20 protein-coding genes are annotated in these 22707 nt (G+C 51.9%); 6 read left to right on the top strand and 14 right to left on the bottom strand.

From position 1 onward, the window contains the following. Positions 1–327 precede the first annotated feature (327 nt). Entirely contained in the window at positions 328–795 is a 468-nt protein-coding gene (locus IGR76_18340; GenBank protein ID MBF2080417.1) for a hypothetical protein, read from the top strand. A gap of 16 nt (positions 796–811) precedes the next feature. Here the strand turns inward: IGR76_18340 and folP are convergent, their stop codons facing one another. The 10 genes from folP to IGR76_18290 form a co-directional block, all read right to left on the bottom strand. Next, positions 812–1687 (bottom strand): dihydropteroate synthase, encoded by an 876-nt coding sequence (gene folP, locus IGR76_18335; protein MBF2080416.1) that lies wholly within the window; start codon positions 1685–1687, stop codon positions 812–814. 123 nt (positions 1688–1810) lie between these two features. Further along, positions 1811–2770, bottom strand: a complete 960-nt coding sequence (locus IGR76_18330) for a PRC-barrel domain-containing protein (protein MBF2080415.1) — start codon at positions 2768–2770, stop codon at positions 1811–1813. Between the two features lie 131 nt (positions 2771–2901). Further along, a complete protein-coding gene (gene smc, locus IGR76_18325; GenBank protein ID MBF2080414.1) occupies positions 2902–6603 on the bottom strand; it encodes a chromosome segregation protein SMC in 3702 nt (1233 codons plus the stop codon). A 255-nt stretch (positions 6604–6858) separates the two neighbouring features. After that, on the bottom strand, positions 6859–7623 hold the full coding sequence (gene ftsE, locus IGR76_18320; GenBank protein ID MBF2080413.1) for a cell division ATP-binding protein FtsE: 765 nt from the start codon (positions 7621–7623) through the stop codon (positions 6859–6861). Between the two features lie 94 nt (positions 7624–7717). Continuing rightward, on the bottom strand, positions 7718–8470 hold the full coding sequence (locus IGR76_18315; protein ID MBF2080412.1) for a WecB/TagA/CpsF family glycosyltransferase: 753 nt from the start codon (positions 8468–8470) through the stop codon (positions 7718–7720). A gap of 108 nt (positions 8471–8578) precedes the next feature. Then, a complete protein-coding gene (locus IGR76_18310; protein ID MBF2080411.1) occupies positions 8579–9613 on the bottom strand; it encodes an HlyC/CorC family transporter in 1035 nt (344 codons plus the stop codon). Between the two features lie 440 nt (positions 9614–10053). Further along, a complete protein-coding gene (locus IGR76_18305) occupies positions 10054–11643 on the bottom strand; it encodes a glycoside hydrolase family 57 protein (GenBank protein ID MBF2080410.1) in 1590 nt (529 codons plus the stop codon). Continuing rightward, positions 11640–11816: a hypothetical protein gene (locus tag IGR76_18300; GenBank protein MBF2080409.1), complete on the bottom strand. Its 177-nt coding sequence runs from the start codon at positions 11814–11816 to the stop codon at positions 11640–11642. Before IGR76_18300 ends, IGR76_18305 begins: the two co-directional genes overlap by 4 nt. Before the next feature lie 244 nt (positions 11817–12060). Next, complete coding sequence (locus IGR76_18295; GenBank protein MBF2080408.1) at positions 12061–12267, bottom strand: hypothetical protein; 207 nt, start codon at positions 12265–12267, stop codon at positions 12061–12063. Positions 12268–13205: 938 nt separating this feature from the next. Continuing rightward, positions 13206–13820, bottom strand: coding sequence for a DUF721 domain-containing protein (locus IGR76_18290; protein ID MBF2080407.1), 615 nt, complete (start codon positions 13818–13820; stop codon positions 13206–13208). 318 nt (positions 13821–14138) lie between these two features. Here IGR76_18290 and IGR76_18285 point away from each other — a divergent pair, with 318 nt between their 5' ends. The 3 genes from IGR76_18285 (at position 14139) to IGR76_18275 (ending at position 16762) form a co-directional block, all read left to right on the top strand. Beyond that, the gene (locus tag IGR76_18285; GenBank protein MBF2080406.1) at positions 14139–15383 is read left to right on the top strand and encodes an SPOR domain-containing protein; all 1245 of its coding nucleotides are present in this window, start codon (positions 14139–14141) and stop codon (positions 15381–15383) included. A gap of 142 nt (positions 15384–15525) precedes the next feature. After that, a complete protein-coding gene (locus tag IGR76_18280; protein ID MBF2080405.1) occupies positions 15526–16239 on the top strand; it encodes a hypothetical protein in 714 nt (237 codons plus the stop codon). 169 nt (positions 16240–16408) lie between these two features. Further along, entirely contained in the window at positions 16409–16762 is a 354-nt protein-coding gene (locus IGR76_18275) for a thioredoxin family protein (GenBank protein MBF2080404.1), read from the top strand. Between the two features lie 145 nt (positions 16763–16907). Here the strand turns inward: IGR76_18275 and IGR76_18270 are convergent, their stop codons facing one another. From IGR76_18270 to IGR76_18255, 4 genes are all read right to left on the bottom strand, one after another. Further along, complete coding sequence (locus tag IGR76_18270; GenBank protein MBF2080403.1) at positions 16908–17714, bottom strand: transporter substrate-binding domain-containing protein; 807 nt, start codon at positions 17712–17714, stop codon at positions 16908–16910. Positions 17715–17986: 272 nt separating this feature from the next. Then, complete coding sequence (locus IGR76_18265) at positions 17987–18904, bottom strand: hypothetical protein (protein ID MBF2080402.1); 918 nt, start codon at positions 18902–18904, stop codon at positions 17987–17989. 161 nt (positions 18905–19065) lie between these two features. Then, positions 19066–19878 carry a bifunctional hydroxymethylpyrimidine kinase/phosphomethylpyrimidine kinase gene (gene thiD, locus IGR76_18260; GenBank protein ID MBF2080401.1) on the bottom strand — a complete coding sequence of 271 codons (813 nt, stop codon included), beginning with the start codon at positions 19876–19878 and terminating at the stop codon, positions 19066–19068. 97 nt (positions 19879–19975) lie between these two features. Further along, positions 19976–20671, bottom strand: a complete 696-nt coding sequence (locus tag IGR76_18255) for a phosphatidate cytidylyltransferase (GenBank protein ID MBF2080400.1) — start codon at positions 20669–20671, stop codon at positions 19976–19978. A gap of 328 nt (positions 20672–20999) precedes the next feature. Between IGR76_18255 and IGR76_18250 the strand changes: the two genes are divergently transcribed. Beyond that, complete coding sequence (locus IGR76_18250; protein MBF2080399.1) at positions 21000–21983, top strand: YihY/virulence factor BrkB family protein; 984 nt, start codon at positions 21000–21002, stop codon at positions 21981–21983. 349 nt (positions 21984–22332) lie between these two features. After that, on the top strand, positions 22333–22695 hold the full coding sequence (locus tag IGR76_18245) for an ATP-dependent metallopeptidase FtsH/Yme1/Tma family protein (protein MBF2080398.1): 363 nt from the start codon (positions 22333–22335) through the stop codon (positions 22693–22695). Positions 22696–22707: the final 12 nt, after the last annotated feature.

Below are 22707 nucleotides of genomic sequence, written 5' to 3'. Positions count from 1 at the left end.
CCGGTGGGAGAAGCCCGCACCGTATGTTTGCATCGGTGTCGGGAGTACGTCACAATGCTTTAAGAGTCTTCAGTAGGCGAGACAGGGCATACGGTTTACCCCTCCGACTTCCGGTAAAACACGAAGAGAGGAGGTTAAGGTTTGGGTTTGCTCATTTTCGCCATAGTGTTGTTTGCTAATCTAGGTTAGGCTTTTACGCTTCGTTGCATCATTTCTGATTAGTGCTCGGCTATTGTTTGATGTTCTAGCGCTGCAAGGGTAGGCGTGGATTCTTGCGATCGCGCATTCGTTTTTCATCATGTAGCAAATTTATGAGAATTTAAGGTTATGGCCTCTCCAGAGCACGTTAGACAATATTTAGCTTACTGGTTCCAACTGGGGAAGCGCGTTTTGCTAAAGAATGGGGAAGAATCGCTTTTGCCTGAGCCTGTATTTCAAGGCAATCGCTACAGCGACTCGTTTGAGCGTTGTTGGAACTATATTCTGCGTTCAGAATCCGGAGATTGTTATCTAGAGGGAACTCGACAAACCATTGCTGAGCTATTAAGCCCAAGCTGGGATGTGGTGTCCTGTGCGCGGTGCGATATGCCTGTACCGATGATTGTTTTAGGTAATGCAGCAGATTCTGTATCGTGCCCATGTAGCGATTTACCGTCCTGGCCGGATACGGAGTTGCCTGCGCCGCGATCGGCTGTGGATTCAACAGATAAGCTGGATCGAATTCGGAGACGATTAGACAACGTGGTTCCCCATTCATCACCGGACGAACTGGCATCCCGCCATCCGTGGCAGTAGGGCTAGAATTCGAGGGTTAGGGCGATCGCCAAATGGCATCGGCAACGCGGCTGACATCCCGCATTTGGGCAACGTCGTGAACTCGAAGAATATCGGCGTGATGGGCGATCGCGGCACAGCAGGAAGCGGCGGTTCCCCAAACTCGCTGGTTGGGGTCGGGCTGATTCAGGATATGCCCAATAAAGCTTTTGCGTGAAGTGCCAATGAGAACGGGGACGCTGAGCGATCGTAGGTCAGCAGTACGACGCAACAGTTCAAGATTTTGGTCTACGGTTTTGGCAAAACCGATCCCTGGATCGATGATGAGGTGTGATTTGGGAATGCCGATCGCCAGTGCAGACTGGAGTCGCTGATGCAGAAACTCTCGGACATCAGCAACAACATCGTCGTAATCTGTGAGTTGCTGCATGGTTTTGGGTGTTCCCCGAAGGTGCATCAGGATCAGGGGAACGCCGAGTTCTGCAACGGTGGCAAGCATTTGGGCATCAAAGGTTGCCCCGGAAATGTCGTTGACGATATCGGCTCCAGCAGCGATCGCCTCCCGCGCAACTGAGGCTTTGGTGGTATCGATGGAGATGGGCGTCGTAAGAGGCGGATGGTTGCCGTAGCCAGTGCGGATTCCCTGAATCACCGGAATCACCCGTGCCATTTCTTCCTCTTCTGAGACATCCTCCGCTTGGGGACGGGTGGACTGACCGCCAATATCGAGAATATCGGCTCCGGATTCCACAAGATAATGGGCTTGGGCGATCGCCCGTTCGATCGTATTAAATTGACCGCCATCGCTAAAGCTGTCAGGGGTGACGTTGAGAACTCCCATTAGGTAAGTTCGTGTTCCCCAATCAAAGGTAACCCCACGCACTGTGAGAGGGGCGATCGCACGCGTTTGCATGTCCGTTTCCCTTAAGAGCCTTGTATCCTGTTGGGCGAAAAACCCACGATATGCTTTTGGCGCGGCGCTCGCGCCGCGCCAAAAGCAGGGTTGGTTTTAGTGAGCAGTGAAGCAGCGTTGATATTAGTAGTCGGTTTCTTCTTCGTACTCCGCTACTGTTTCCCGATTGGGGAGGTTGAGCTTCGGCGGACTGTAGGGTTGGGGATTCTCATCGTCTTCCCAGGCATCCCGCGTTACATCTTCCTCAACATACTGCGGTTCAGCGTACTGGCGCATTTCCTGACGGGGAGGTTCGTTGTAGGTGATCGGTTCGTACTCGTAGCGATCGTCGTCGTCCCAGTTGGATTCTTCGGCTAAGGCTTCCTCGACGAGGGGCTGACGGGCTTCGCTCCAGTTGTCTGCGTCCCAGGTGGCTTCCTGGGCGGCGGGGGCGGCCTCTCGGCGGAGGGGTTCTGCGGCAGGAATTCCGGTGCCCAACTGATTGGTGCTGGAGGTGGGCATCACGTAGTAGTCGTCTTCGCGATCCCAAGGCGATCGCCCAATTCCTAAGCGTTCCAGGATACCAACCGTGAGCTGAACGAGCTTCTCTTCTGCGCCTTCAAACACAATCAGGCGATCGGGGCCGCTGCTGACGACCTCATCCATCGATAGTTCATAGGTGCTGATTACCTGGTCGGGAATGAGGGGAATCCCGAAGGAGGCAATCACAATGGCTTCCACTTTCCCTGTGTTGACGTTGAATTTGAAGCCGCGCACTTTGCCGAGTAAGTCTCCAGCTTCGGTAACGACCTCGCAGTTGATGAGGCTACTGTAGCCGTCGATATTCAGCGTTTCTTCAATCACGGAGTCATCATCCACTAAGATGACATCTCCAAATTGGCGAACGTTGCTTAGCAACATCAACTCTTGCGTATTCGATAGAACTCCAGAAAGCATACTTTCCCGCAGGCCAATGGCCACAACTTCGCGGCGGTCAATATCGACCCAGAGCTGACTCACAACGCCCAGACGCTTTCCGGTGTCGCGAGTGATAATTTGAGTTCCGAGAATATCTGCTCGTTGGCAAGAGTGTTCAAATGTCATCTGCAATCCTGATCTCGAATTTAGTCGAGATGTCAACACTTTTTCGTTCTACTCTACATTAACAGTCACCGATTGTAGTAGAGACAAGGGCGGATAACACAACTGACCCGATTAGAGAACCTCAAAACCCCTTATTGGGATTGAAGGTTGAGTCCCAAAACCTGGGTGTAGGCTCCCCGTGCTTGGGTGACTCCAATGGTGCGTTCGGCGGATTCAATCATGGGACGTCGCAAGCTTACCACAATGAACTGGGCTTGCTGGGACTGGTGCTTAATCATGCGGGACAGCCGTTCCACGTTTGCACCATCCAGGAACATATCGACCTCATCAAAGGCGTAGAACGGCGAGGGGCGATAGCGCTGGAGGGCGAAGATAAAGCTCAGCGCAGTCAGGGACTTTTCACCTCCAGACATGGACGCTAGTCGCTGTACGGGTTTCCCCTTGGGATGGGCAACGAGGTTCAAGCCTCCGGCAAAGGGATCGTCTTCGTCTTCCAGTTGCAGATAGCCGTCGCCATCGGATAGTTCGGCAAAAATGGCTTGGAAGTTGATGTTAACGGCATCAAAGGCTTCGCGGAAGGCGCGTTGGCGGAGGGTGGTGAAGTTTTCGATGCGGAGGAGGAGTTCGGTGCGCTCTTCTTCGAGGGTTTCTAGTTTCTGGGAGAGTTCTTCAAGACGAGCCTGGGTGCGATCGTACTCTTCCAGCGCCAGCATATTCACAGGTTCCATGGCCTGGATGCGCTTTTGCAGCGATCGCAACTGTTGCTGCAATTGTTCTAACCCTAGATCTGCCGGAATGTCGGGTAAAGGATCGGGTAATTCCTGCTGCTGGGTTTCTAGCTGTTCTCGCAGGGCGACTAAGGTTTGTCGCTTTTCTTGCTGAGTTTCCTGAAGCTTTTGCAGGTTCCAATCCAGTTCTTGTTGAAGGGCTTGGCGATCGCGCAATCGACGTTCGGCGCGATCGCGTTCTTGCTTCTCGGCAGCCAGATTTTGTTCCAGAGAAGCTAGCGTGACCCGCAGTTGCTCGATGTCTTGGTTGATCGCTGTCGTTTGGGTGGCGATCGCTGTGCGGCGGTTGAGTTGGGTGGTTTGCTGGGCGCGGTATTCCTGGACTCGGAGTTGGAGTTGCTCAATTTTGTCCTGGAGCCGCTGCTTTTGGGTATCTAAGTCTTGGAGGCGTTGTTCTGCGGCTCGAACCGCCAGTTGGCATTCGTTGAGCGCTGTTTCCAGTGCCCGAATCTTGGCCTGTGCCTGCTGCCATTCAGAATGGGCTTGGGACTCTTCCAAGGCATCGAGGGCTTGCCGCTGCTGCTGGAGTTCGGCTTCCTGGTGAGGAATGGAGGTGGTGAGTGTCCGTAACCGGTTCTGGGCTTGGGTCAGTTCCTCCGTATGGCGGGTAATCTGCTGACGAAGCTGACCTTCTTGGACGGTGAGCGCGGCTAACTGACGCTGAAGTTGGTCGAGTTGAAGCTGGAGTTCTCGGTGCTGTTGGCGAGCATCGGTAAGGGCATGGGTCTTGGCTTTGACGCTGTCGCCCAACTGCCGCATTTTGACTTGAACCCGTGCCAGAAGGCTTTCAATTTCTTGAAGGCGATCGCGCAGGGCAATGGCTTCAGTGGATTCGCCGGGGTCAACTACCCCAAATCGGAGGGAGGACTGGGAACGGCTGATGCTTCCGCCCGTCATGGCACCGCTGGATTCCAATAGTTCTCCTTCTAGGGTGACGATTCGGTAATCCCCCATGTGGGGGCGCGCATCGGCGAGGGTGCTGAATACTACCGTATTGCCAAACACGTAGACGAACACATCTCGATAGCGATCGTCGCAGTCGATCAGGTTGCAGGCATACTCGATAAATCCTTTGGGACGTTCCCATAGGGAGAGGAAGGACAACTTCGGAACTCGAATTTTGTTGAGGGGGAGAAAGGTGGCGCGTCCGGCTCGTTGCCGTTTCAACAGTTCGATGCCTGCCGCCGCGACGAGGTCATCCTCGACGACTAAGTGACCTAACCGGGCACCTGCCGCGATTTCGAGGGCAAGCTGGTACTGGGGATCAACCCGTCCCAACTGCGCCACTAGACCGCAGACCCCGGACAATCCTGCCTGCAAAATCACCTGCGATGCTCCGGTTCCTTGGGCTTCCTTCACGGCCTGGGTTTGGGCTTCAAGGCGATCGAGTTGACGCTGCTTTTCCTGCTGTTCCCGGAGCAGTCGGGCGTGGGTGTCTTGCTGAATTTGATACTCTCGTTCTTCCTCGGCCAGTTCGGAATGGAGAGACTGCACCTGGGCGATCGCCGCTTGGTGAGCCTGCTCTACAGACTGAAACGCTTTGGTTTGGGTAGCCTGCTCGGTGGCGATCGCCTCCAAATTGGTCTGCTGATCGCTGAGTTTGGTTTGAAGCTGATGCACCCGCTCCTGAAGAGCAGCTTGCTCGGTGCGCTGGGGATCGAGGGTGGCTTGAAGTTCGTCAATGTGGTGACGGAGGGCCGTTTGCTCCTGCACCCAGGCTTCCGAGGCCGAGGCGATCGCGTTTGCGGCTTCCCGGCTTTGATCTAAGGCATGCTGGGCTTCATCCCGGGCGCGACGGAGGCTGGCTAGTTGATTGGCATCCAGGTGCTGCTGTTCAGTCGCAATCTGTTCTAGGGCATGCAGATGTTCCTGAATTTCCCGCTGGGTTTTCCCCAAGTTGGCGGCGGTTTCTTCCCCGGCTGTCGCTAAATCCTGCTCTTGACGCTGGAGTTGGCGCAGTTCGGCTTCCCGTGTGGCGAGGGTCGCTTGGACGGCAAGCTGCTCTTCTTCGCCCAGGGCTTTGACCCGCTGGTTGAGTTCATCGAGGACGATCGCGGCCTGCTGGATTTCGTCAGAAAGGGCTGTCCGTCGCTCGGTTAGCTCCACCTGTTGGCGATCGCCCTCCGCAATAGCCGTTTGTAAATCCTGAACTTGGCGTTGGTGCGATCGCCAGACCAGGACAGCTTTCCACTGGCTTTTGTCCTGGAATTCGGCTCGGAGCTGTTGATATTTTTCGGCCTTAATCCGGTCTTGGGCAAGGCGATCGCGCTGTTCTATTAATTCTCGTTCTACAATGCGAAATCGCTCTTCCCGGTCTTTAACCGCGTCCAGCTTATCTTTGGCTTGGGTAATTTTGCGATCGAAGGCCGCTACACCCGCTAGCTCGTCAATAATTTCGCGCCGCTCGCGAGCATTCATGGAAATAATGCTGGTGACGTCCCCCTGGAGCACGACGTTATAGCCTTCGGGGTAGACATGAAACTTCTGAAGCTGTTCGTGGAGTTCGGTCAGGGTGCAGGGTTGGTCGTTTACAAAGTAGTTTGAGGTGTAGGTGCCTTGGGGCGTAACTCGCAGCTTGCGGGTAACCTTCCATTCCGTGGCAAGGGCTTCCACGGCGGCGTTTAGCTCGGCTTCGTTAATGTCACGAATGATGGCGTGACCGTTTTCAGAGTTCCCATTGCCGTTGCCGTTGTGGCCGTTTTCAGAATGCCCGTTGCCGTTGTGACCGCTGCCATTGGGGGCGATCGCCAACAGGTCATCGTCGTCGTCTTGGAAGAGGTTATCCTCAACGTCAAAGGTAACCGTCACACTGGCTTCCACGGTGGAACGGGAGCGACTGTGGGATTGATTCACCAAGTCGGGCAGCCGTTCAGCACGCATCCCTTTGGAACTGGATAACCCTAGGGCAAACAGCAGGGCATCCAGAATGTTGGATTTACCCGATCCGTTCGGTCCAGAGATGACCGTGAATCCAGGCAACAGCGGTACGGCAGTGGTGCCGCCAAAGGATTTGAAATGGGATAGCTCGACCTGTTTGATATACACGTATCGCGAACCAATACAAACATACTATCCAGTCTGACTCTCATTAAAGCCTATTTCTACGCAAAGATCCAGGATCAGGGAGTGAGCTGAATTTGTTGAATTATACGCAATCTTGTCCGATATGACCCCAGATATTTACTAAATGTCCAACAAAACTGATTAAAAGCGCTAGATGTAGGGTGTCCTGTGTTCAAGGTATTCCAGAAACGATGTAAGGGAACGTCTGTATAGCGTGCGATCGCCCAAGCGCATCCCCTAACGCCGCACCGGATACAGATGCCCATTGCGAAGCTGCATCACCGTTTCCTTGGACTGCCGCACCAGATGTTCATCATGGGTTGTGACAATCACCGTAATGCCAATGGAGTTCAGCTTTTTCAAGATTTTGACAATTTGCCAGGAGTTATCGGGATCCAAATTTCCCGTAGGTTCATCCGCCAACAGGAGAGGAGGTGTACCCACGATCGCCCGTGCAATGCTAACCCGCTGTTGTTCCCCTCCCGATAGCTCGTCTGGAAAGCAGTTGGCCTTGTCCTGAAGGCCGACCATGCGGAGGGTGGGCAATAGGCGACGATAAATTTCTTTGCGGGTGAACCCTTGTGCCCACAGCACAAAGGCCACGTTTTCCGAAACGGTGCGCCGGGGAATCAGCTTGTAATCTTGGAAGACGACCCCAATCTTCCGCCGCAGCATCGAAAGACGATTTCCCCGAAGACCAGAAATGTCTTGGTTATTCACAAATACATGACCACGGGTGGGACGTTCTTCCCCGTACAGCAGCTTTAGTAGTGTGGACTTACCTGCTCCCGATGCCCCCGTAATAAAAATAAAGTCGCCCCGGCGGATGTGCAGATTTACGTCATGCAGTGGACTTGCGCCATTGGGATACACCTTTGTCACCTGTTCCAGGCTAACTAGCACTTCCCGACGGGGAGACTGGGATGGGGGCGTAGCGGAATTGGCGGTTGAGGTCGATTCCGACGAGGCGATCGCATCACGATCAGGGGGGCGTTGAACCATAGACTTATATAGGCTCAGGTCGAAATAGGTAGCGGCGCATACTTGCCATTAAATCATTAAGCTTTAACGCTTGAACCTAGGGGTTTTGACTTCTTCACGAATGGCGGAGCGATCGCCACGCAAACTGGGGCAAGGCCAGCATCCGTCGCCAACGCCAAGGCTCTTTATACAAGCGGTAGCTCCATTCCAGGTGATTATTCCGCAACCATTCTGGGGCACGCTCCTTGGTTCCTGCCCAGATATCGAAGCTGCCACCGACGCCAATCCAAATCGATTGGGGACAGAGGTGGCGATGTTGGGCGATCCAAAACTCCTGACGAGGGACACCTAAGCCGACCAGAATGACGCTAGGCTGAAGGGCTTGCAGCATCTTGAGCAGGTCTTGCTGTTCGTCTTCGGATATGTAACCGTGCTGGGTTCCGGCGATCGCCAATCCCGGTACTCGCTGTTGCCAAATTTCCGCTGCCGTGGCCGTTACCCCCGGAGCGCCACCAAAGAAGAAAACGGATGCTTGGGAACCATCGGGACTGGGGCGATCGCCCAGGCTTGGTAGCCGCTGTAAAACGGCTTCCGCAAGTTCAATACCAGGGCAACGCTCAATCTTCTTACCCCGGAGCCGCAAGTAAAGCACAACACCCGCACCGTCGGGCACTACCAGTTCGGCCTGATGAATGATGTTAGCCAATGCTGCATCCGTTTCTGCCTGCATCGCCATTTCTGCGTTTAACGTGACGATGTGGGCACCTTGTTGGTGTTGAATGCGCTCTGCAATCCACGCAGCATAATTCGATGCAAGGTGCAGCGGCAATCCCAAAACGCTAGCGGTTTCCAACGGTGATTTGGGCATTTGTTCGGTCATCTGACTGATCATTTTTGTCTTCCCCCCACAACCATCCAACCAAGACTCGCAGAAGTATACTACATCGTTCCTGCTCTATGACATTAAGCCTAGAACCTAGCGAGATGATGAACGGCCACTTCGCTCTGAACGGAGCGATCGCCGACTGCGACTGCGCGATGGATAGTCGCTTTCGTCATAAATATCACCAACTAGCTCTTCTAGAATGTCTTCTAGGGTTAGCAATCCCACTGTGCCGCCGTACTCATCCACCACAATGGCAATGTGTAGACGCTGCTGCAACATTTCCTTCAGCAAGTCTGCGACTCGCTTGGTTTCCGGTACGTAAAACGGTGGTTCCATCGCCAGAACAACCTTTCCGTCGGACTGCTCCTCTTGCTGGAGGTGACGGAGTTCCTGCAATGCTCGCTTAATGTGGACAATACCCACAATTTCATCCTTGGATTCTTCCTGCACCGGAATCCGAGAGTATCCGGTTTCCAAACACAGATCGATTAAGTCTTGCAGGCTGGCCTCATGGGAAATGGTGCGCATGTCTACTCGAGGTTTGAGGACGTCTCGCGCTTTCACCTGATCGAGATGGAGGGCTTTATCTAAAAGTTGCCGCTTATCCAGGTCAAGCTGACCTTTGCCACCCAGGACATCGATCATGAGCTGTAGATCTCGAATGGATTCGCTGGGCTGAACCACATTGCCTTGCAATAGCCGAATCATAAATTGAGAAATTGATTCTAAGAGGTAGATAATGCCACACCAAGACAAAATTTGGGAAAACCAGTAGATGGGGCGAACTACAATCTGGAAAGTCGGCATTACATTGTTTATCGCTAGAGATTTTGGCGTAATCTCTCCAAAAATCAGCAATAAGAAGGTGACCACGGCGGTGGCAATTCCGACCCCTGCGCTCCCAAACCAGATTGCGAATAAATTACTGGTGAGAATGGCGGAAAAGTTGTTGACCAGGTTATTGCCAATCAGCAGGGTGGTGATAAAACGGGCGCGTTTTTCGAGGACAAGCCGAAAAATGCCGCTGGGATCGCCTTGATCTTGAATTAAGGCTCGAAGCTTGAGATTGTCTAGGGCGGTAATTGCAGTCTCTGAGCCGGAAAAGAAGGCCGATAGCGCCAGCATTAGAACGAGCACTGCAATATCAACGCGGATGTCTCCGAGGAGGGGCGTTAGTTGGGCAACGATGAAAACATGGGGGTTGATCTTGGGAAGGGCGATCGCCCCAGCTATTGCCCCAAACTCAAATATATAGTTGGAAATCACAGGTTCAGATTCAGCGCTAGTGACTAGGAGATTGAACAATCGTCAGGTTGCGGTTAAGCAAAGCGACATACCTTCAGATTTCAAGGATATAGATAAATTGTCCTTTCAAAACAGTCCTGTCATTAATTCCCCTCTGGGCTATGTGCCTGAACGATCGTCGTAACTATGCTGCTAAAGGCTTGTTGCTTAAGCTGTGCCAACTAAAAAACGGGGCTGATCTATTGGATCATCCCCCGCCATCCTTACAAGGAGTCTCTGTACTAGTCTTTGTCGTTGGCAGACCGTATTAAGTTCCGAGGCTACAGCGGTCGGTAGGAACGGTAGTTGATATTGGGGAAAATATTGTCGATTGCCTCTACCTTCTCCAGCCAGCCCGAATCGATCTTTTCAGCGTTGATGTCTTCCCAGAGTTTGTTGAAGCGCATCAGGTGCGATCGCGTCCGTCGAACCGCATAGGGCACCATCGTTCCGGTTCGCATGATAAATGCCCAATCGGAGGACTGCGCCAGCAGCACCTCACGAGCCGCCTGATTTAACGCTCGCCACTCTAGTTCATCCACAGGTTCACGCCGAGATAACTCAATCATGCGCTCTGCAGCTTTGTGGAGATGAGGATAAATCCAGGTATTGGTTTCATTCAGCCAGTACTCGTGGAACCCACGATACCCCCAGCTTGACTGGGAGGGATGGCAAACCTGCTGGGTTGTGTGGTTGCGGAGGTAATCGGCGAGGTGGGTCATCGAGTACACCCCTTGGTCGTGCCAGGTTTTGCGGAAGAGGTAGTCAATAAACCACGGCCCCTCATACCACCAGTGCCCGAACAGTTCCGCATCATAGGGGGAAAGCACAATGGGGGGGCGCTGCATAATGCCGTATAGGTGCTGGATCTGCTGCGTCCGGTTGAACATAAAGTTTCCGGCATGTTCCGCCGCCTTTTCCCGTGCCCAGTAGGGGTCATACCATTCCTTATCGCTAAGCCCTAGCCCCTTACCTGTAATTTTGTGATACTTGATCCCCGTATTCTTGCGCTGCCCATTTGGCATGATGTAGGGCTTGATGTACTCGTATTCGGCATCCCATCCCAAATCACGGTAGAATTCGCGATACTCAGCGGCACCTGGATAGCCCACCTCAGACGACCAAACCTGCTGCGAAGATTCGTGATCCCGACCGAACGCTGCAACGCCAGTTTCCGTAAAGATGGGGGCATAGGTTCCAAATCGAGGACGAGGACGGGCGTAGAGGATGCCGTGACTATCGGTAATAAAATAGCGAAGGCCGACATCGGCTAGCATGCGCTCTAGACCTTCGTAGTAGGCACACTCTGGCAGCCAAATTCCGGTTGGACGACGTCCAAAGACTTCTTCGTAGTGATCGCAGGCCACCTCAAGCTGAGCCCATACGGCTTGAGGATACATTTTCATCAGTGGCAAGTATCCGTGGGTTGCGCCGCAGGTAATAATGTCAAGGTTATTGCTATCTAGGAATTGCTTAAACGCACTGACTAAATCGCCGTTGTAGCGCTCCCAAAGTTCGCGGACAGCGCTAAACTCGCTAGCGTAGTGCTCGGCTAGGTAGCGAAGATGTCCATTATGTTGATTGCGTTCCAATTCCATCTCAACGAGCTCTTCAAGCTGAGCCAGGTGAGCATCGTAGCGTTCTTGGAGGAGGGGATCGCGGAGCATGGACACCAAGGGCGGCGTCATGCTCATCGTCATTTTGAAATCAATGCCGTCTTGCTTCAGACCTTCGAATACGCGCAAGAGCGGTATGTAGGTTTCGGTGATCGCCTCGTAAAGCCACTCTTCCTCTAGAACGTAATTGCTCTCTGGATGCCGGACAAAGGGAAGATGGGCATGAAGGACTAGGGCGAGATATCCAATACTCATAGGCTAGGCTCGGTAACACGGCAAAGGTGGGCGATCGCGAACAGGCTCGACTCAGAAACTCTGGGATCATTCCGAATACGGACAGGCTCATATCCGGATTTTGCGGCAATATCGCGGCGGTAGCTAATGTATGACGGCAGCCCAGACGAGCCATTGGAAAGATTGTAAAGCAAAACTTAAGAAAAACATCGTCTAACTTTTATAGATGTTCATTAGCGGATACAAGGCTGATCCCCGCATCAATTTAGGAGCGGAGCGATCGCCATAAAATAAAGCGTTGTAGCTGGATCATTGCCGCTGCTACCACGCTTTACTCAAAACTATCGGGTCTTATTCAGTATCTTCAGTCTCTAAATCTTAAGGACAGCCGGAAGTCATTGGAAAATGAGCGTTAAGGACTTAACGGAACTTAACGGACTATGCAGAAACGGTTTCACCTACCGAAACCGTCTTCCATAGAGCAGAATTTTGTGCACGATAGGGACTCTCAGCAACGGTAACGCTGTCACAACTGGCAACCGCTACGGTTGGAATATTAGACAGATCGGGCAACCAAGCAGGAACAGTATCGTCATTGATCCCCGTAGAGTCTTCCCAAGTCGGTGCAAAGGGTGGGATCGCCAAGCAACAAGCCTTCCAACCTCCTTGCACATGAGCACCCAACTGCTTACAGTGACCCCCTCGACGCCCTTCTGTAGCGTAATGTTGGCAGTGACGGCAGGCGGATATAGCAAGGGATGAGTTTCTCATGGCGGCGTGCTGGGCGTTAAATTCTGCACTTCTATTCTCATCTTTTTCCCGAAGCGATAGAAGCTGATTAAAAGCTATAAAACCATTGCTTACCAAGGCTTTTCAGCACTTTTCTGCAAAACAAAAGTTTAGATTCTCTTTATAATCTCATTAAGAATTAGAAACAGTAAAAACGGATGTTTTGTTTTTGTGGGGATCAAAGGCTAAAACCGCTGTTTTTTCGACTAAGCCATTGGGGATCAATAGAAAAAGATCCGGTGAAGAATTTCTTTGACGGTTTTTAGACTTAATATTTCAATGGTTCTTTGTATTCTTAGATACAGATCAAATGTTGATAGGATCCACCTTTTTCATTTTTATTTACTGCTAGGGCTCCAAAGACCTCTACAGCAATGTAGGGGATAAAGGTGCTAGTAGAAGTTCCGACGGTACTGAGGTTCATAGCTTAGGAGAACCTTGCTTTCTCCGTGATCCCCAATTGGAATGGTTGAATAGGAGTACAGCGATCGCCCATGGCAACGGGGAAATACGTAGCGCAATCCTAAATTTAGGATGTACTTTTCTCGATCTTCGTGAAAGAAGAGTTCAAGATCCTTGATGTGACTGGAGTTTGGGCTACAGGGTCCCTATTCTTGCCGAAACTTACGGTTGAAAAGGGTGTTTTTAATAAGTATTTGTGCTTATTAATTTAGTCATAGGCTTGATTTTGTGCCATGGTTGTTCCTTGGCCAATATCAGAGGCTAATATCAGAAGCTCGAAGTGATGGCTTTAGATCCTTTGATCGGGGTTGAGATGGATTGGGTGTATGAATTTATGGATGGGGTGATCGCATCCAGTGTTTAGGGGCGCATAGGGCGCACATTGACCAACGGTCTAATTCCCCTTGCGGGGTTGGACACTGGCACTGGGGACAAAGCGGCAGATGCCGCGATCGCTCTTGAATATGGGCCGCCCACTGCTGAAAGGCGGCCTTGGGTTCTCTAGGAGGTTCCGTTGGCTGATCCGTAGGGGGGGGCTGAACGGATCTGGATTGATGGGGAGGCAGATAGCTTGGGTGTCCTTGCCAAACCTGTGCAGAATCGAGGGGGCTTACGTCTGAGGTTGGCGATCGCGAAGCCCAGTGGGTTGTGGAAAAGCGGATATCTACTAACTCGTCTGGGAGAACGATCCCCTTGAGCTTTTGTTTTAGCTTTTGGAGCAGAATCTGACGCTCAAAGGCTAGGTTTTGCGCCCAAGCCGCGCTGGAGGTTGCTACGATGAGCGTGCCTCGTTGAAGCGCAATGGGGCGAGTTTGAGCCGCTACGACAGCACCCACAACCTGCGGCCAGCACAGAACCAGGGCGTTAAACTGCTTGCGCGATCGCCAGTTACTTTGGTTTTGCTCTAATGAGTGGAGAATGCCATTGAGCGGTTGAAAGGAGGTCATAGGCATGACCGCATAGGCGGTGAAACGCTAGGGATAGTGAATTTTTTTGTTAATTTTTAGATATTTATCCATCAGTAGAGTCATAACTGAAGGCATGGAGCTATAATGATGGGCGCTAAGACTGATGGGCTGCACCTGTACCGTGTGTTCATGCCAATCGGCACTAGTTTACCTCAGGTTTAGCGTATGTAGTAGGGTGTTCAGGGCATTCCATCGCAATTGTACAGGTGTTAGGTTCGATGGCTTAATGACTCTGCATGACAGCGTTGTACTGCGGTAATGGCCGCACTAGACAGAGACCATACCAGGAATATCCAAATGGTTGGACAATCAGTATCGCGAACGACCACATCGTCTTCATCCAATGAGTCTGCACTTCAAGCGGTGCTAGCCAGTTTAGACATTCAAGTCGAAGAAGAGCTTGCTCGCTACCGCAGGCATCGGCTTGTCCAGCGACGCTTGCATCCTGGGCGGCGATCGCCCACTTGTTCTCCTGCTAATGAATCACCCACGCTGCAATCGGCTGATCCAAAGGCACTGCTACCCACGGCCTCGCTAGCCCCTACTTCGTCTTCTGATCCGATTCCTTCCCCTTGGGACGAGGCTGATACGGTGGCGATCGCTCCCGGTCTTCAATCTCCGTCCTTTGCGCCAGAGGTAACCTCGTCCTTGCCGGAGGATTACTTAGAATCGTCGGAACATTTACTACGCAGTTTAGCGGATGAGTCCGTTGAGTCTGATTATGAGGAATCGGGCGATCGCTTAATTGATGGTCTTCTCACGCCCTTAGGTGTGGGTCTGTTGCTTCTGTTCTTGGTTGCGAGTGCTATGCTCGGCTTCCTAATAGTGAATCCTTCAATGCTGGGATTTGAAACCTGGGGGCAGTTGTTCCAACGCCGCAGCGATGATGCATCCAGTTCAACGGTTCAGCCTACCGATCCCTCTGAGCAATCTAACCTTCACCCCTATCCAGACCTGTCTGCGGATGAGTTTGTGAACTTAAATCTGGAGACGTTGAGTACGATTCGCGGTCGATCGTCTCTGATTCCCCCCATGGCATCCAATCCTTCGCCAAAGCCGTCTGCGTCTCCATCTAGCGCCGAGGAGCAAGCTGGTGTGAATTCATTAAGTGTGACTCCTATTGGGGCGATCGCCTCTGCTCCATCGATTATTTCGACTACTGAGTTACCTGGAAATTCATGGTCGGCTGATCCGGCTCCTGCTGTGGCTCCACCTGCTGTCGAAGCGAGTGTTCCAGATGTTGCCCCGGCTGTAGAACCTGAGCCTGTTGCTGCGGCTCCGGCCTACGTAGAGCCTGCACCATCCTCCTCTGCGCCTGTAGCGAATTCTGATGCCTCCGGAGAGTATTTCTACGTTGTAACAGACTACAGTGGCGATCGCAGTTTAGAGGATGCTCAAGCGGTGGTGGGTGATGCCTACGTGCGTAACTTTGATAGTGGGGCGCAGGTGCAATTGGGAGCCTTTAGTTCTGCCGATCGCGCCCAGGAACTAATTAACGAACTTCAACAGCAGGGAATCTCGGCACAGATGTACCAGCCATAGATCTTCTAGAGCTTAGCGGTTGATATCGCGGCTGTCCTAGTGCTAAAACCAGACGTATGCTTTAAAGCCCGCACAATTACGCGGGCTTTAAATTGGTGATGGGCAGTAATCGCCGTGTTCAGCAGGGATTGGATGGTTTGTCATGATGTTTAATTGGTTGACGCCGAGTCATTTTGTGATTTTGGGACTGTTGCTAGGGTTTGCGATCGCCCATAGTGGGTTGGCAGCATTGCGCCCCGTTGGCGAAAAGGTGATCGGTGCGCGATTATACCGGGTGCTGTTTGCCCTCGTGAGTTTGCCGCTCGCTACCAGTTTGATTATTTATTTTTTCAACCATCGTTACGACGGGGCGCGACTGTGGAATGTGCAGGGGGTTCCTGGCATTGGCGCAACGGTTTGGATTTTATCGGCTATTTCGTTTATTTTTCTCTATCCCGCTACGTTTAACCTGCTGGAAATTGCGGCGGTTCAAAAACCCCAGGTGCACTTATACGAAACGGGGATCATTCGCGTGACGCGCCATCCTCAAATGGTGGGACAGGTGATTTGGTGTATTGCCCATACGCTCTGGTTGGGAACGACCTTTACCTTAGTGACCTCTTTGGGGCTAATTCTGCATCACCTCTTTGGCGTTTGGCATGGCGATCGTCGCCTCCAAGCCCGGTATGGTGAGGCATTTACGGCAGTGCGAGAGCGGACATCTATTACTCCGTTTCTAGCGATCGCCCAGGGGCGTCAATCCCTAAAACTGTCAGAATTTTTGCGACCTGCCTATGCAGGAGTCGCTCTTTTTGTGGGACTCCTATGGTGGGCACACCCTCACCTCATTCGCCTGACCCACAGCGTGAATTGGTAGAGCGATGTATCATTTTTAACTCGTCAGTCGTTCTAGGTTATCACATTCCAAGCTCGGGACAGCAGCCTGAGCTGTGACTAAGTCAGGAGATGAAGACGCGCTCTGAAACCTCTCCATTTCCTTATAGAATGATCCCATAGGCATTTAAATAAAATCTGGTTAAGAAATCATGGCGATAGCTGTGGATGAGACAAATTTTCCCCAAGAAGTTCTGCAATCTCAAACGCCTGTACTCGTTAATTTTTGGGCACCGTGGTGTGGGTTGTGTCGTGTGATGAGCCCCTTATTGAATCGATTACAAGCGGATTTTCCGGGGCAGGTCAAGCTCGTGGATATTAACGCTGATGACAATCTAAAGCTAGCCAATACCTACCGATTAACCAATTTGCCAACCCTACTATTGTTCGATGGTGGGCAAGTTGTACGTAGACTGGAAGATTTTCGAACTCGCGATGAGTTAAGAACCGCCCTAGTAAGCCTGCAAGATGTCATTGATACCACACTGGCAACAACAGCCCGTTAAGCGTTGACCGTTGGGAAGCTAATTGGTATTCTCTGCTATCGGTAGTCATGGAGTGCGATCGCCCAGGTAGGAAGCCCTAGATCAGTAACAGAGCGTACCTAGTCATCTCAGGTACGCTCCTAAATGTTGATTCGTGATGCCGTGTCTAGCTGCCTGCTTCGGGTTGAGTGGCCGCAGGGGATTCGTCGCCAAACCATTTGATCACGAGAGCATCGATCTCACCATTATCGAGCATTTCTTGTAGGACAGGCTCGAACTCTGCCCGCAGCGGCGAATCTTTGGGGAAGGCGATCGCGGAACCTGCTTCGCCCGTATTGGGAATTTCATGGAATTCCAGCTCGGGGTTGGATGCGGCATAACCAGCCGCCACCGTGTCCTCTACGATCAGTGCATCGACTCGTCCCGCTTTCAACTCTTGAATCATTTCATTGATTCGGTTGAGCGACTTTGTACTTGCGCCCTGAATTTCTTTGGCCGCCTGCTCTTGGGTAGAGCCAAGCTGTACCCCAACAGTTTTTCCGGCTAGGCTTTCGGGGGTTGTGAGTCCACTGCCTTTGAGGGTGACAATGGTATTTTTCGCTTCGTAGTAAACCTGGGAGAAATCTACGTTTTGTTTGCGCTCTTCCGTCGGGGTCATGCCCGCCATCACAAAGTCAGCCCGTTTAGCCTGAAGCGAAGGAATCAGACCATTGAAGTCAATATTATTAATTTCCAGTTCATAGCCCAACTCATTGGCGATCGCCTGAGCAATGTCTACGTCAAACCCCACAATTTCTTGGGAGCCACTGGTGGAATCAATGTATTCATAGGGAGGATAGTCGGCAGAGGTTGCCATAACCAGCTTCTCTTTGCCACCCTCACCCGTGGTGCTGGGAGATGCACACGCCGTTGCCAAGGAGATCGTAAAAAGCGTAGCCAACAGAGACTTTGCGACAAACTTCATATGTTTCATTTCTGAGCCACCTTAAAGGCTTAAAGGAAACCAATTGCAGAAAATACTGTAGACAAAATAGTAGTTTCAAATTCCGTTTTCAAACTAGGAACGGATCTGCGTACTTGCTTACTGTTGCAGGAATATCCAACCTGAGTTTGTATGAGGGACTACTTAGTTTGCCGAGTGCAACCATCATTCATCGTCTCAATCTTCCGCAGAATCAACATCCCCCAAGTGTAGGGTACGACGGCATGAACGTTCTATCCTGCCATCTGATATCAGAGCATTTCTTAAAGAAAAATGGTGGCCGAAAAACGGCGGCAGGTTCTGACGGGTGAACTGTGCTGTCCATTCATGGGACAGTCGCCCGTCGCACAAATCTGGCAATTGGCCTCGCTTTGTAACGATAAGTCGTGAGCCAGTATGAGACTCATGCCCTGTCGAGTGTAGGCTTGCACTTCAAGGGATGAGGGAAGGCGATCGCTAATCAGAATCGTATAGTCTGGCTGTAGCGCGTGTCGTTCTCGGTTGATTTGGGCGATCGCCTCTCCAAAGCGTTCGGTAGCGGGTAACACCTCCACCAGGACTGAAACAGGCTGGCTATGGAAGCAGGGGGGACGATCCTGGGCAAAGCGGTCTTTGTACTGCAAAATGAAGGTGCCGTCGCACAAGGGGCGAGTCCATAGGGTGCGATGAAAGGGCATGGCAATCTGCCCGTCTGCATCGAGGGTATACCACCAGGATTTATGGCATGCTCCGTAAGGTAGCGTCAAAATTCTTTCGGTTTGAGCAGGGGTAAAGCCTACATTAGCGAGCAACGCCAGCGATTCAGCGAGGGATAGACCATGCCCTAACGTCTGCGTTTCGGATTCGTAGCGGGTGAGACGCTCAAAATGACGATGGAGGCGATCGCTATCCCCCATGGGATAAAGGTGCTGCTCTAATTCATCGGGCGATCGCGATAGGACGCATCGGATTTTCTCAAAGGTAATCACACCGTAGGCGGGAGGCGCAGAGGCAATAGGAATACCAACGGTGGCGCTCACGGTTCCAATGGCATTGGGTGGACTAATACGCGGTGAACAGTCGGTTAGAAGGGATTGCAGCACAGATTCATCAGCGATCGCCAAGGCTAATTGAATGCGATCCGCAAACGAGGTGGGTTGATTGGCATCCGCTATGGGGCGAGTCAGACCAGTGTGGGGCATTGCATCAACGCTCTGAGGGGGGCGCAGCTCGTATTTCTAACTGGCATAACAAGTCTCATCACGTTGGAGTGCAAATACACACTATTCGTTGTAAATGTTTGCGCTTGCTGACGTTCCGTTTCACTTCGTTAATGTTGCTAGAACCGAGACTGGAGAAGGATTTATCCCTGAAGTAACGGGAAAAAGTGACCGACGGGGCCTTGCCCTGCACCGATGCGGAGGGAGTAGCGGAGGGCGGTAGTCACATACTCTTTGGCCTTTTGGACGGCGGTGAAGGCATCCTGTCCGAGGGCGAGGTTGGCGGCGATCGCGGCGGATAGGGTGCATCCGGTGCCGTGGGTATCTTGGGTCTGGACGGTTTCGGTTTTTAGCACCTCTAGGCGATCGCCATCAAACCACACATCGACGCCTCGCAGTTCATCGGGCATCCCTCCTCCTTTGACGAGTACCGCTTTAGAGCCTAGGGTATGGATTTTCTGGGCAGCAGTTTGCATGTCGTCTAGGGTGTGGATCGCTAGGCCGCTGAGGATTTGGGCTTCGTAGCGATTGGGCGTTAGTACTTTGGCGAGAGGGAGAAGCTGGGTTCGCAGGGTAGCGATCGCGGCATCGGCAATTAACTGTGCCCCGGTGCGCGATACCATCACCGGATCGACCACTAGGTTTTCTAAGCCAGTACGCTTCAGGGTGTCAGCAACAACGGCAATGATGTCCTGGTTCAAAAGCATCCCTGTCTTCGCAGCATCCAGACCAATATCGTCGGCCACGGCCAAGATTTGAGCAACAACGGCCTCTGGGGGCAGCGCATCCACCCGCGACACACCGACCGTGTTCTGAGCAGTTATGCAGGTCAGCGCGCAGGTTCCATGCACCCGATGGAAGGAGAAGGTTCGCAGATCGGCCTGAATACCTGCACCGCCGCCGCTATCGGATCCGGCAATAGTCATGGCAACGGGGATGGAGGAAGGTTGAGTCATAGGTGTTTGGGGATGGGGTTGCAGAAATACCGCCAGACTAGAGGCAGACAGGCTATTTATTCTACTGTGTCTACTCCTCGGAATCTTGGAATTGCCCCTATCCCAGGCGAAGATTCGACAGGAGAAAGGCGATCGCCCCACTGCCTAGCGGAACCGTCAAGTTATCAATGCCAAGGACTGAAAAGGCTTCGAGTCCAGTTGCGACTGTGGCAATGATGACTGGAACGCCCCAGGTTTGCCAGGTCAAGCCCTGGGTGGCTCCTAGAATCAATGCACTCACCAGATAGCTGACCGCCCACATAGCGAGCGTGCCTTCCCAACTTTTTTGCATTCCAAAGACTTTGAACGGATGCTTACCAAACCGTTGCCCAATCAAGGCGGCGAGGCCATCGCCCCAGGTCATGGTTAGTACCCCAAGCACAGCATATTGAGGTCGTTGAATAGTCCAGAAATAGCCAATGAGAACGGCAAAGCTCACCGCGTAGAAGAAGGTGCCCAGGCTTCGTCGGCCTACACTGTTGATCACGGGCAGGATGGGAAACCGATAGGATAGAAGGGCGATCGCGCTAAATAGGATCGAGGCACTCACCCCCAACCACATTGGAATGTGAAGCCACCAAGCCAGCAAGATCACATTGCCAACGCCGATGTGTACGACCTTACGGATTAGCTCTGGATCGGTTTGCCCTGATCGCCGTAGGAGTTCAGCCGTTGCCCCCACTAGGGCAAGCCAAAGCAGAACTAGGCTAACTTGCACTCCCAAACTCGATAGCATGCTTTCATCTAGCCCCATCCTGTACAACTCGCCCCAGCTTGAACAATTTAGATAACAGGTGCGTCTTCAAATCAGCCTCCAGTCCTAAGGGACTGCCGAAAACTCAGGATTCGTGTTTGGGCCATGGAAAAACGGTTTAATCCTCATGTCCGACTCTTCCATAACCATCCCTTGTGATTTGATTACCCTCACTGTAGTGGATTTTAGGGCAAGACTTACCCTCTACGAACCAACTTGTCTAAGCTGCGATAAAGTAGGGCTACCGAAGTAAAGTGAACTTCGATACCATTACTTCGATACGATTTCATATGCTAATTCAGGCTGCGGTATACCGCTGTCTCAAGCCATGTCCCTGGATCGGTTCTTTCGTTTCTTTCTACACATCAACGTCCACACCATCCACAAAACCATTAAGGGGGTGTTGCGGCAGCGTTTGCCTAGCCTCGCAGCGGAAATGGCCTACAATGCAACGCTGGCATTGTTCCCCGCCATTCTGACGGTTTTGGTGGCGATTAGCTTATTTCAACCGCTGACCAATACATTTGTGCGGCTTGTGGGTCGGCTCAGTCAGGTCGTCCCCCAAGAGGCGATGATCCTGATTGAAAACTTTACAAATGAGGTCACCACCGGGGGCGATCGCGGCTTGTTTTCGGTGAGCTTTTTAGTCGCAATTTGGGCATCTTCGGGGGCGATGAGTGCGGCCATGCGAGCAATGGATCATATTCATCGAATTCCGATTGATGAAACCCGTCCCTTTTGGAAAGCCAAGCTTGTTTCACTCGGATTGACGATTGGAACGATTGTTTTGCTGATTATGGCGACGGTGCTGGTGTTTATCAGCGACCTCGTGATCCGAAAGGTAGCGAAACAGTACGATACGTTGGGCATGGTGCTGCTGAAACTAGTGGGATATGCGGCGGTGCCCCTGTCGCTTGCCATCATGGCGATCGCCTTTGCCTTTGTCTATCGCTATGGCCCCAGTCGTTGGAGTCCGGGGAAACCGATTATGCCGGGAGCTATCCTAGCGGCGATCTCGTGGGCGTTTATCTCCAACGGGTTCCGCTACTATGTGTCTCACTTTGGGAACTACAACCGGGTCTATGGAACGGTTGGAACGTTCATTGTTCTTTTGTTATGGCTGTATTTGAGTTCCCTGATTATGTTGGTCGGGGATCAGCTGAATGCAACGGTGGGCGAAGCCATGCAGCAGGGACAGGCGCAGGAATATGGCAGGAAACCCGGCAGGCTGCGACACCGATTATCCCGTTTACATCGTAGGCACTGGCGATCGCCCAAGCTTTTTCGGATGAATCATATTAGTAAGGACTAAGTGGATTTGGGGCAATGATCAGCCGTGCCGAATGCACCATGGCTAAATCATGTGTTGAGAATGTTCAAAGCTGATCTACGAACGAATTTGAATGAGCTAGGATCGATTTATCAATAGAATCAACGCTTTTCTCGATCTTTAATTTGAGATACAAAACTTACGCCTGAGAAGCGTCAAATCTAGGATTCTAGGATGTCTCTACGCATGTCTTTTGATACGGAGTGAAGGCTTTTATCGCGTTTGGATCTTATTCATCCCGATCCGTGAGAAGTTTAGTTCTTCGTGGGTTTAGACCGTAAGCCTGGTCTGAACGAGGGGCACATTCAAGATTTGGTGGGAGCGATCGCCTATGCCTAGGCAACCCGAGCGTCAGAGCAGTTCTGCCGACACGAACAACTCTAGAAGTGCAATCCTGGCCTGGTTAGCGATTTTCCTGCTACTCAACTTTTTGCTGTATCGCCTCTCTTCTAATTCCTATACGCCCTACAGTCAATTTTTAGATCAGGTAGAGGCGGGAAAAGTTGAGCGTGCCGTAATTTCACCTAATCATATTGAGTACGAACTCACCGTTGATCCCTCTGCATCCGAAACGGGCAAGGTTTACACAACGACGCCTGTGGCAAACGACCCCGACCTGCTGCCCCTGTTGCGATCGCACAACGTTGAATTGTACCTGGTCACCGCAATAAGAATTGTTAATGAGAATGGCTGAAGCAGCTACATT

The organism is Synechococcales cyanobacterium T60_A2020_003, assembly GCA_015272205.1.
Taxonomy (GTDB): domain Bacteria; phylum Cyanobacteriota; class Cyanobacteriia; order RECH01; family RECH01; genus JACYMB01.
This window is presented reverse-complemented; position numbering and strand designations above follow the sequence as displayed.